The following is a 539-nucleotide window of genomic DNA, read 5'->3' on the forward strand; positions in this document are numbered from 1 at the left end:
TGTGATTCATGACTGGGGTGAAGTCGTAACAAGGTAACCCTAGGGGAACCTGGGGTTGGATCACCTCCTTACCTTAAGATGACGAAGTTGTTGAGTGTTCACACAGATTGCCTTGATTCAAAGTAGTTAGAGCAAAGACCTGGTGCAGTGATGCATCAGCTTCTGTTGTCCAGCCTTCGGGATGGATGAGAGAAAACCTCTTCTGCCGGATAACGGGATGTGAATAGCAGTTTACTGCTACCTGTTGTCTCAGTGCGCAAGCACTGCAAAGCAGACTCGGGGTCCCCTTCGTCTAGAGGCCTAGGACACCGCCCTTTCACGGCGGTAACAGGGGTTCGAATCCCCTAGGGGACGCCACTTCTCTTCGCAGCTCAAGAATGCAGACATAAGCATTACGTGTTTATGTCTGTTTTCTTCGGCCTTGCGCCGTTGCAAACATGCTCTTTAACAATCTGGAAAGCTGATTTAAAAAGTAGTTCTCAAACATTTGTTACAAGTGCTTTGGAAACTTCTTGGCGAAAACCAAATTTTATTTGGTC

General features: G+C 47.3%; 1 tRNA gene and 1 rRNA gene. Both read left to right on the top strand.

The window, feature by feature from the left end:
• Window positions 1-71, top strand: a 16S ribosomal RNA gene (locus MUW49_RS16800); the annotation flags it as partial.
• Window positions 72-281: 210 nt separating this feature from the next.
• A tRNA-Glu gene (locus tag MUW49_RS16805) sits at window positions 282-357 on the top strand.
• The last annotated feature ends 182 nt before the right edge of the window (window positions 358-539 follow it).

Source organism: Aeromonas sp. LsrichE-8G, from assembly GCF_022869435.1.
Taxonomy (GTDB): Bacteria; Pseudomonadota; Gammaproteobacteria; order Enterobacterales; family Aeromonadaceae; genus Aeromonas; species Aeromonas caviae.